We start from the raw sequence: 10,248 nt of genomic DNA, 5'->3' as shown, positions 1-10,248 counted from the left end.
TGATGCTGATGAAACACGCCGCCACGGTACGCTGGCAACTCTGGATAGTGGCATTCGGCTTCTTTATGCAGACGCTGGATACCACTATCGTCAACACCGCCCTGCCCTCAATGGCCGCCAGCCTGGGGGAGAACCCGCTGCGCATGCAGTCGGTGATCGTCTCCTATGTGCTGACGGTGGCGGTGACGCTGCCGGCCAGCGGCTGGCTGGCGGACAAAGTCGGCGTACAGCGGGTGTTTTTCAGCGCCATCGTGCTGTTCACCCTCGGCTCCCTCCTCTGCGCCCGTTCGGAAACCCTGAACGAGCTGATCGCCTCGCGCGTGCTTCAGGGCGTCGGCGGCGCGATGATGGTGCCGGTCGGGCGCCTGACGGTGATGAAGATCGTGCCGCGCGAGCAGTACATGGCGGCGATGACCTTCGTGACGCTGCCGGGCCAGATCGGCCCGCTGATGGGGCCGGCGCTGGGCGGTTTCCTGGTGCAATACGCCAGCTGGCACTGGATTTTCCTGATCAATATTCCGGTGGGCATCGTGGGCGCCATCGCCACGCTGCTGCTGATGCCCAACTACCAAATGCAGACCCGCCGCTTCGATCTCAGCGGCTTTATCCTGCTGGCGATCGGCATGGCGTCGCTGACGCTGGCGCTCGACGGCCATAAAGGCATGGGGCTGTCCGGCAGCGCCATCGCCGGCCTGGTGGCGCTGGGCGCAGCGGCGCTGTTGGGGTATGTTTGGCATGCCTACGGCAATAGCCGCGCCCTGTTCTCGCTGCGGCTGCTTCGCACCCCGACCTACAAAATCGGGCTGCTGGCCAGCCTGCTGGGGCGCATCGGCAGCGGCATGCTGCCGTTCATGACGCCGCTGTTCCTGCAGGTGGGCATGGGGTTCACGCCGTTCCACGCCGGGCTGATGATGATCCCGATGATCATCGGCAGCATGGGCATGAAGCGCATCGTGGTGCAGGTAGTCAACCGCTTTGGCTACCGCAACGTGCTGGTGGCCGCCACGCTGCTGCTGGCGCTGGTCAGCCTGAGCTTCCTGCTGGCGGCGATGCTCGGCTGGCTGTGGCTGCTGCCGGTGGTGCTGTTCTTCCAGGGGATGATCAACTCACTGCGCTTCTCGGCGATGAACACTCTGACGCTGAAAGATCTGCCGGACCGGCTGGCCAGCAGCGGCAACAGCCTGCTGTCGATGGTCATGCAGCTGTCGATGAGCCTCGGCGTCAGCGTCGCCGGCATCTTGATCGGCAGCTTCGCCCATCACCAGGTGGTGGCCGATAGCCCGGCCATCCACAGCGCATTCATTTACAGCTACTGCTGTATGGCGTTGATTATCGCTCTGCCCGCGCTCGCCTTCGCGCGCGTGCCGGCCGATAGCGCGCCCAACCGCACGCTGACCAAAGAGCCGGGTACCGGCTCAACGAGGTTGCAATGAGGATAGGCATTACCGGAAAACTGTTCCTGGCCATTTTCGCTACCTGCATGCTGGTGTTGATCACCATGCATTGGGGGGTGCGTGTCAGCTTTGAGCGCGGCTTTATCGATTACATCAAGAGCAGCAACGAGCAGCGCATCAACATGCTGAGCGAAGCGCTGGAGGAACAGTACAGCCATCATGGCAACTGGATATTCCTGCGCAACAACGATCAGGTGGTCTACCAAATCATGCGTTCGTTCGAGCAGAATAGCGACAGCAGCCACAATCTGCCGCCCAAGGGGTGGCGCACCCAGTTTTGGGTGGTGGACAGCCAGTTCAATCGGCTGGTCGGGCATTCCGGCCCGTTGCCGAAGGAAGGGCCTCGCCACCCGATCCGCTACAACAACGAGATCGTCGGCTGGGTGCTCACCACCCCGGTCGAGCGCCTGACGCGCAATACCGACATCAACTTCGATCGCCAGCAGCGGCGCACCAGCTGGATTATCGTCGCGCTCTCCACCCTGTTGGCGGCGGCGGTGACCTGGCTGCTGTCGCGCGGCATGCTGGCCCCGGTCAAGCGCCTGGTGGCGGGCACCCACCGCCTGGCGGCCGGCGATTTCACCACCCGCGTGGCGGTCAGCAGCCAGGATGAACTGGGCAGGCTGGCGCACGACTTCAATCAGTTGGCCACCTCGCTGGAAAAAAACGAGCAGATGCGTCGCGCCTTTATGGCCGACGTGTCGCACGAGCTGCGCACGCCGCTGGCGGTGCTGCGCGGCGAGCTGGAGGCGCTGCAGGACGGCGTGCGCCAGCCGACGCCGGCGTCGCTCAGCTCGCTGCAGGCCGAGGTATCCACCCTGACCAAACTGGTCGACGATCTGCACCAGCTGTCGCTCTCCGATCTCGGCGCGCTGGCCTATCGCAAGGCGTCGGTGGACTGCGTGCACCTGGTGCAGATCGCCGTCGCCGCCTTCCGCGAACGCTTCCGCGCCAAAGGGCTGGAGATCGTCACCCATCTGCCGGCGCAAGCGCCGCTGTTCGGCGATCCCGATCGCCTGAACCAACTGTTCAATAACCTGCTGGAAAACAGCCTGCGTTACACCGACGCCGGCGGCCGGTTGGAGATCGGCGTCGAGCAGCTGCCGGGGCGGTTGCTCCTTTACTGGCAGGACAGCGCGCCGGGCATCAGCGATCAGCAACTGACGCGCATTTTCGAACGTTTCTACCGGGCGGAAGGTTCACGCAACCGCGCCAGCGGCGGTTCCGGGCTGGGGTTGGCGATCTGCCACAACATCGTGGAAGCGCACGACGGGAAAATCCGCGCCGAGCATTCGCCTTTAGGCGGCGTGCGCATTACAGTAGAATTTGCTACCCCGATAAAAAATAAGGCGCCCTGATGGACATTCAGAATCAACCCGTGCAGATCATGATTGTTGAAGATGAGCCCAAGCTGGGCCAACTGCTGGTGGATTATCTCCAGGCGGCGGGCTACGCCACCCGCTGGCTGACCAACGGCAATGAGGTGGTGCCGACCGTGCACCAGCATCCGCCGGCGCTGATCTTGCTCGACCTGATGTTGCCGGGGGCCGACGGCCTGACGGTGTGCCGCGAGCTGCGCCGCTTCAGCGACGTGCCCATCGTGATGGTGACGGCGAAAATTGAAGAGATTGACCGCCTGTTGGGGCTGGAGATCGGCGCCGACGATTACATCTGCAAACCCTACAGCCCGCGCGAAGTGGTGGCGCGGGTGAAAACCATCCTGCGCCGCAGCTATCGGCCGCAGGAGAACGCGCGGGAAGATGACCTGCTGCACATCGATGAACCGCGCTTCCAGGCCAGCTATCAGGGGCAGTTATTGGATCTGACGCCGGCGGAGTTCCGCCTGCTGAAAACGCTGGCCAGCCAGCCGGGCAACGTGTTTTCACGCGAGCAGCTGCTGAACAACCTGTACGACGACTACCGGGTGGTCACCGACCGCACCATCGACAGCCACATCAAAAACCTGCGTCGCAAACTGGAACTGATCGACGGGGAAAAATCCTTCATCCGCTCGGTATACGGCGTGGGCTACCGCTGGGAAGCCGAGCCCTGCCGGCTGATGAATGGGGTTTAGGGGAAATCAGCGCGTCCAGTCTTCAACCGCCAACCCGGGCACCATGGCGAATGCGCGATCGTTGGTCACCAGCGTCGCGCCACGGCTCTGCGCGTGAGCGGCGATCAGTTGATCCATCGCGCCCATGATTTTGCCCTTTCTCTCCATGGTTGCCCGCATTTCACCGTAGCAACGGGCGGCCTCGCTATCCCATGCATAGACCGTCACTGCAGCAAGAAAGGCCTCGACCATGCTTTGCAACGCCTTGTTCCGCCGTTTAGCCACACCGTAAAGCAGTTCCGCCTCCGTGACGCTGGAAATACATACGGCAGAAGGCGGGAGCTTTTCCATGACGTTAAGCACCTGCGGATGCTGCCGAAACAAGTGGCTGACGGTGTTGGTATCAAACATGTACATCGCCTACTCTTCCTCTGAGAACGGATCGCGGTCTGCCACCCCTTGCTGACGATCTTCCGCGCCAAGAAATTCTTGCGGCACCGGCGTTTGGGCGATAATGCTCAGCAGCGGTGCCCAGCTGTCCGGCTTTGCCGGATATTTGGATAAAATCACGTTGCCCTCCCGATCGCGACGGATATAGACACGATCCGTATCAAATTCAAATTCCACCGGTAATCTCACCGCCTGATTTCTGCCGTTTTTAAACAGCTTTGCGATTCTTTCCATCTTGACACCTCCACAGCAGGCATAGGCCAAAGCATATGCCTGTAGCGTTTCGATGCCAAGATATATCGCTCATTTTTCATCCACATTGACGAAACGGCCAAACAGTAACGCACAATCTCACGGGGTGAAACCCTGTTCCCCTTGTTATGCGGCGCACTGCGCAATCGCCGTCCGCTCCCTTAGCTTCCCGTGCGGCGCTGTGCTTCTCGGACGAAAACTCCGCGCCGGCGCAAAAAAACTGCGCATTTTTTCGACTAAGCTGCTGTGAGGTTTAGCCGCCGATTTTCAAGCGATTGGCTACACTTACATCACGAATCGGAACCTACAGGAGAAGAACCATGGCAATCGGTCATTACGAGCTGAAAAAAGCAAAGAACGGACAGTACCACTTCAACCTGAGAGCCAGTAACGGCGAGATCATTCTGGCCAGCGAGATGTATGCCAGCAAAGCCTCGGCGGAGAACGGCATCGCCTCGGTGCAGACCAATTCACCGCACGAAGCGCAGTACGAACTGAAGCACAGCGCCAGCAATCAGCCCTATTTTGTGCTGAAGGCCAAGAACCATCAGGTGATCGGCGTCAGCGAAATGTACAGCTCCGAAAGCGCGGCCAAAAACGGTATCCAGTCGGTGACGAAAAATGGCCCGACCACCGACATCCGCGATTTGAGCGCCTGATCCACCGTTTCGCCCGCGCGGTGGCCGCCACCGCGCGTTTTCCGTTTGACCGGGATCAATCTCCCTTGAATAAATCCGGTTAACTGCTGATTTCTTGCCGCGCTGCGGCTACAATCCCCCGCTTTTACTGCGCCATCAGGTGGCGTGGTGCTGACCTGAAATCAGACCGAGACACACTATGTTTACACCGGAACTTCTCTCCCCGGCCGGCACGCTGAAAAATATGCGTTACGCCTTCGCCTACGGCGCCGATGCGGTTTACGCCGGCCAGCCGCGCTACAGCCTTCGGGTGCGCAACAACGAGTTCAACCATGAGAATCTGGCGCAGGGCATCAACGAAGCGCATGCGCTGGGCAAAAAATTCTACGTGGTGGTCAACATCGCCCCGCACAACGCCAAGTTGAAGACCTTCCTGCGCGATCTGAAGCCGGTTATCGATATGGGCCCGGATGCGCTGATCATGTCCGATCCTGGCCTGATCATGATGGTGCGCGAAGCCTTCCCGCAGATGGACATCCACCTGTCGGTGCAGGCCAACGCCGTTAACTGGGCGACGGTGAAGTTCTGGAAGCAAATGGGCCTGACCCGCGTGATCCTGTCGCGCGAACTGTCGCTGGAAGAGATCGCCGAGATCCGCGCCGAAGTGCCGGACATGGAGCTGGAAATCTTCGTCCACGGCGCGCTGTGCATGGCCTACTCCGGCCGCTGCCTGCTGTCCGGCTACATCAACAAGCGCGATCCCAATCAGGGCACCTGCACCAATGCCTGCCGCTGGCAGTACAAAGCGGAAGAAGGCAAAGAGGACGACACCGGCAATATCGTGCACCTGCACGAACCGATCCCGGTGCAAACCGTCGAGCCGACGCTGGGCATCGGCGCGCCCACCGACAAGGTGTTCATGCTGTCTGAAGCGCAAAAGCCAGGCGAATATATGAGCGCCTTCGAGGACGAACACGGCACCTATATCATGAACTCCAAGGATCTGCGCGCCATCCAGCACGTGGAGCGTCTGACGCAGCTCGGCGTGCATTCGCTGAAGATCGAAGGGCGCACCAAGTCCTTCTACTACTGCGCCCGCACCGCTCAGGTCTATCGCCGCGCCATCGACGACGCGGCCGCCGGCAAACCGTTCGATCCGACCCTGCTCACCACGCTGGAAGGCCTGGCGCACCGCGGCTATACCGAAGGCTTCCTGCGCCGCCACGTGCACGAAGCGCAGCAGAATTACGACTACGGCTCCTCGCTCTCCGAGCGCCAGCAGTTCGTCGGCGAATTCACCGGCGTGCGCCGTGATGGCTGGGCGGAAGTCGACGTGAAGAATAAGTTCGCGCTCGGCGACAGCGTCGAAATGATGACACCGGGCGGCAACGTGGTGTTCACCCTCGAGAGCATGAAAAATAAGAAAGGCGAATCGATTGAGGTGGCGCCGGGCAACGGCCATATCGTTTATTTGCCGATCCCGCAGGATATCGATCTCAATTATGCGTTGCTGATCCGCAATTTGGCGGAAGAAAATAGCGCCGGGGCATAAAAATGAATCGCCGTCATTCGGCGGCGATTTTTAGCAAATATTAGAATTGGATCACATCAATGTGCGCGCAGCTTGGTTACTATCACGCTGCTTAAAACGAACAACGAAAATATTTGCATAGCAATACTAGGAACCACCTCCTTAGCCGGCCCAATCTCCCTTGGGCTGGCTTTTTCTTTATGGGTGCGCCTATTTTTTTCCACCACGCCTATTTCCATAACTTATTCCCATTATCCGTTTTAATAATAATAATCACGCCGCTTCGATATATAAATAACGCTACAGCGATTAATCCTCGCTTCTTTAACACTTTGCTTATTTCCGCGTAAAATTCAGATAAATTCGCATTGCTTCATATTCACTGAGCGCCGGGAAATAACCGGAATTAGCTGAATATTCTGATGGCTTGGCGGCGTAGGCTGGTTTATCTTGAGGCATTATTGGTTTTCCGCCGGAGGATATCGGCAATGCCTCAACACACACATGCGCCCGCCCTGCTTATCATCAACGGCAAAGGCGCCGGTAACGAAGAGCTGCGTCAGGCGGTCACACGGCTGCGTGCAGAGCAAATCGAGCTGTACGTGCGCGTGACCTGGGAACACGGCGATGCCGCGCGCTATGTCGCGGAAGCTGCACAACTTGGCGTCGGCACCGTCGTCGCCGGCGGCGGTGACGGCACCATCAACGAAGTGGCCGCCGCGCTGGTGCAGCTGCCGGCGCACAACCGGCCGGCGCTGGGCATCCTGCCGCTCGGCACCGCCAACGACTTCGCCATGGCGTGCAATATCCCTCCGTCCCCCGAACTGGCGCTGCAGCTGGCGATCAAGGGCCGTTCAGTGCCGATCGATCTGGCGAAGGTCAACGGCGAGCGCTACTTCATCAACATGGCCACCGGCGGCTTCGGCACCCGCATCACCACCGAAACGCCGGAGAAGCTGAAGGCGGCGCTGGGCGGCGTGTCCTACTTTGTGCACGGCCTGCTGCGCATGGATACGCTGCAGGCCGACCGCTGTGAAATCCGCGGGCCGGACTTCCGCTGGGCCGGCGAGGCGCTGGTGATCGGCATCGGCAACGGCAAACAGGCCGGCGGCGGCCAGGAACTGTGCCCCAGCGCGCTGATCAACGACGGCCTGCTGCAGCTGCGCCTGCTGATCGCCGATGAATTGCTGCCGGCGCTGGTCGCCGCCCTGTTCAACGACGAAGAGAGCAACAGCATCCTCAGCGCGGCGCTGCCGTGGCTCGAGATCGACGCGCCGCATGAGATGACTTTCAACCTCGACGGCGAACCGCTCAAAGGCCGCCATTTTCGCATCGAAGTGTTGCCACAGGCCATCGAATGCCGCCTGCCGCCTAACTGCGCCCTGCTGGGCTGACCTTGTCGGGCGCAGCCGCTGCGCCCCGCTTCTTCCCCTCCGTTCATCCGCTTCCACTCGCGATCAAATGTGATCCTCTCCGGCAAATTCATTAATTCATACTTGTATGGTAGTTAGTTCATGGCGTATTTTCGCGCTATCTCTCCGCAGCTACAGGATGTGAAGGTTATGAAAATCGTCAACGCCGAGGTGTTCGTCACCTGCCCGGGGCGCAACTTTGTCACGCTGAAAATCACCACCGATGACGGCATCATCGGCCTCGGTGACGCCACGCTGAACGGGCGCGAATTGCCGGTGGCCTCTTACCTGAAAGATCACCTCTGCCCGCAGTTGATCGGCCGCGACGCGCAGCGGATCGAAGACCTCTGGCAATTCTTCTACAAAGGCGCTTACTGGCGGCGCGGCCCGGTGACCATGTCAGCCATTTCCGCCGTCGACATGGCGCTATGGGACATCAAGGCCAAGGCCGCCAATATGCCGCTGTATCAGCTGTTGGGCGGCGCCTCGCGCTCGGGAGTGATGGTGTATTGCCACACCACCGGCCACTCGATCGACGAGGTGCTCGACGACTACGCCAAACATAAAGAGCAAGGCTTCAAGGCGATCCGCGTTCAATGCGGCGTGCCGGGCATGAAAACCACTTACGGCATGGCCAAGGGCAAAGGACAGGCTTATGAGCCGGCCACCAAGGGCGACTGGCCGGAAGAGCAGCTGTGGTCGACGGAAAAATACCTCGATTTCACCCCCAAACTGTTCGACGCGGTGCGCACCAAGTTCGGTTTCAACGAGCACCTGCTGCACGACATGCACCACCGCCTGACGCCGATCGAAGCGGCGCGCTTCGGTAAAAGCGCCGAGCCGTATCGCCTGTTCTGGATGGAAGATCCGACGCCGGCGGAAAATCAGGCCTGCTTCCGCCTCATCCGCCAGCATACCGTCACGCCGATCGCCGTCGGCGAGGTGTTCAACAGCATCTGGGACTGCAAACAGCTGATCGAAGAACAGCTGATCGACTACATCCGCACCACCCTGACGCACGCGGGCGGCATTACCGGCATGCGGCGCATCGCCGACTTCGCCTCACTGTATCAGGTGCGTACCGGTTCACATGGCCCTTCCGATCTGTCGCCGATCTGCATGGCGGCGGCGCTGCACTTCGATCTGTGGGTGCCAAACTTCGGCGTGCAGGAATACATGGGCTATTCCGAGCAAATGCTCGAAGTGTTCCCGCACAGCTGGACGTTCGACGACGGCTATATGCATCCGGGCGACAAGCCGGGCATCGGCATCGAGTTCGATGAAAAGCTGGCGGCCCGTTACCCGTATGAACCGGCCTACCTGCCGGTCGCGCGTCTGGAGGATGGCACCTTATGGAACTGGTAAACACCATGCGCAGCGTCGTGATCGAACAGCCCGGGCGCCTGGCGATCCAGACGCGCGCGCTGCCGCTACCGGCGGCCGGCGAAGTGCGGGTCAAGGTGAAATTTGCCGGCATCTGCGGCTCCGACGTCCATATCTATCACGGCCATAACCCGTTCGCCCGCTACCCGCGGGTGATCGGCCACGAGTTCTTCGGCCTGATCGATGCGCTGGGCGAAGGCGTCGATCCGGCGCGCCTCGGCGAACGCGTCTCGGTAGACCCGGTGGTGAGCTGCGGCCACTGCTATCCCTGTTCGGTCGGCCGCCCCAACGTCTGCACCTCGCTGCAGGTGATCGGCGTGCACTGCGACGGCGGCTTCAGCGACTACGCCTGCGTACCGGCGCGCAATGCCTACCCGGTTCCGTCGGCCATCAGCGATCGCCACGCCGCGATGATCGAACCCTTCAGCATCGCCGCCAACATTACCGCCCATCTGCAACCGCGCCCCGACGACATCGCGCTGATCTACGGCGCCGGGCCGATGGGGCTCACGGTGATCCAGACGCTGAAAGGGGTGTATGGCGTCAAGCAGGTATGGGTCGTCGATCGCATCGCCGAGCGGCTGGACATGGCGCGCGCCAACGGCGCCGACGAAACATTCAACAACGCCGAGGCCGCATTGCCGCAGGCGCTGCAGCAGCGCGGCGTTCAGCCGACGCTGATCGTCGATGCCGCTTGCCACCCCGCCATTTTACCGGAGGCGATCGCGCTGGCTTCGCCGGCGGCGCGTATCGGCATCATGGGCTTTTCCGGCGACGCCTGCACCCTGACCCAGCAGAGCATCACCAGCAAGGAGCTGTCGATCTTCTCTTCGCGCCTGAACAGCGCGCGCTTCCCGCAGGTGATCGCCTGGATGGCGGACGGCAAGCTGGAGCCGCAGCGGCTGCTCACCCACTGCGTGCCCGCCGACGACGTCGAACGGGCGATGCAGATGTTCGAGCGGGATCAGCGCACCTGCTGCAAGGTGCTGCTGCAGTTCGAGTAACGCCAAGGCGGCATCGGGGCATGGGGCGGCGCCCGCCGCCCGTGCAAACAACGAAGCATCACGATTAAAAC

Annotated in this window: 10 protein-coding genes; 8 read left to right on the top strand and 2 right to left on the bottom strand. The window is 60.9% G+C overall.

Annotated features, from left to right (window positions below; genetic code table 11):
* The first annotated feature begins 2 nt into the window (after positions 1 to 2).
* Genes mdtD through baeR form a run of 3 tightly spaced genes read left to right on the top strand, consistent with a single transcriptional unit; the run spans position 3 to position 3,528 of the window.
* Positions 3 to 1,433: a multidrug transporter subunit MdtD gene (gene mdtD / locus ACJ8PL_RS22150; protein WP_193843016.1), complete on the top strand. Its 1,431-nt coding sequence runs from the start codon at positions 3 to 5 to the stop codon at positions 1,431 to 1,433.
* Complete coding sequence (baeS, locus tag ACJ8PL_RS22145) at positions 1,430 to 2,812, top strand: two-component system sensor histidine kinase BaeS (protein ID WP_442531396.1); 1,383 nt, start codon at positions 1,430 to 1,432, stop codon at positions 2,810 to 2,812. Before mdtD ends, baeS begins: the two co-directional genes overlap by 4 nt.
* Positions 2,812 to 3,528 carry a two-component system response regulator BaeR gene (gene baeR, locus ACJ8PL_RS22140; RefSeq protein WP_004941568.1) on the top strand — a complete coding sequence of 239 codons (717 nt, stop codon included), beginning with the start codon at positions 2,812 to 2,814 and terminating at the stop codon, positions 3,526 to 3,528. Before baeS ends, baeR begins: the two co-directional genes overlap by 1 nt.
* Before the next feature lie 6 nt (positions 3,529 to 3,534).
* Here the strand turns inward: baeR and ACJ8PL_RS22135 are convergent, their stop codons facing one another.
* Together ACJ8PL_RS22135 and ACJ8PL_RS22130 are read right to left on the bottom strand one after the other, a co-directional pair.
* On the bottom strand, positions 3,535 to 3,924 hold the full coding sequence (locus tag ACJ8PL_RS22135; protein WP_016926704.1) for a type II toxin-antitoxin system VapC family toxin: 390 nt from the start codon (positions 3,922 to 3,924) through the stop codon (positions 3,535 to 3,537).
* Between the two features lie 3 nt (positions 3,925 to 3,927).
* A complete protein-coding gene (locus ACJ8PL_RS22130; protein WP_004941563.1) occupies positions 3,928 to 4,191 on the bottom strand; it encodes an antitoxin in 264 nt (87 codons plus the stop codon).
* A 338-nt stretch (positions 4,192 to 4,529) separates the two neighbouring features.
* Here ACJ8PL_RS22130 and ACJ8PL_RS22125 point away from each other — a divergent pair, with 338 nt between their 5' ends.
* From ACJ8PL_RS22125 to ACJ8PL_RS22105, 5 genes are all read left to right on the top strand, one after another.
* On the top strand, positions 4,530 to 4,868 hold the full coding sequence (locus tag ACJ8PL_RS22125; protein ID WP_442531395.1) for a YegP family protein: 339 nt from the start codon (positions 4,530 to 4,532) through the stop codon (positions 4,866 to 4,868).
* A 178-nt stretch (positions 4,869 to 5,046) separates the two neighbouring features.
* Entirely contained in the window at positions 5,047 to 6,399 is a 1,353-nt protein-coding gene (gene trhP / locus ACJ8PL_RS22120) for a prephenate-dependent tRNA uridine(34) hydroxylase TrhP (protein WP_028127781.1), read from the top strand.
* A gap of 467 nt (positions 6,400 to 6,866) precedes the next feature.
* Positions 6,867 to 7,772: a lipid kinase YegS gene (gene yegS, locus ACJ8PL_RS22115; protein WP_442531394.1), complete on the top strand. Its 906-nt coding sequence runs from the start codon at positions 6,867 to 6,869 to the stop codon at positions 7,770 to 7,772.
* A gap of 168 nt (positions 7,773 to 7,940) precedes the next feature.
* On the top strand, positions 7,941 to 9,155 hold the full coding sequence (manD, locus tag ACJ8PL_RS22110) for a D-mannonate dehydratase ManD (RefSeq protein ID WP_016926700.1): 1,215 nt from the start codon (positions 7,941 to 7,943) through the stop codon (positions 9,153 to 9,155).
* Positions 9,156 to 9,160: 5 nt separating this feature from the next.
* Positions 9,161 to 10,177 (top strand): Zn-dependent oxidoreductase, encoded by a 1,017-nt coding sequence (locus tag ACJ8PL_RS22105; RefSeq protein ID WP_079452383.1) that lies wholly within the window; start codon positions 9,161 to 9,163, stop codon positions 10,175 to 10,177.
* Positions 10,178 to 10,248: the final 71 nt, after the last annotated feature.

Source organism: Serratia sp. CY83965 (assembly GCF_052166375.1).
Classification (GTDB): domain Bacteria; phylum Pseudomonadota; class Gammaproteobacteria; order Enterobacterales; family Enterobacteriaceae; genus Serratia; species Serratia marcescens.
This window is presented reverse-complemented; position numbering and strand designations above follow the sequence as displayed.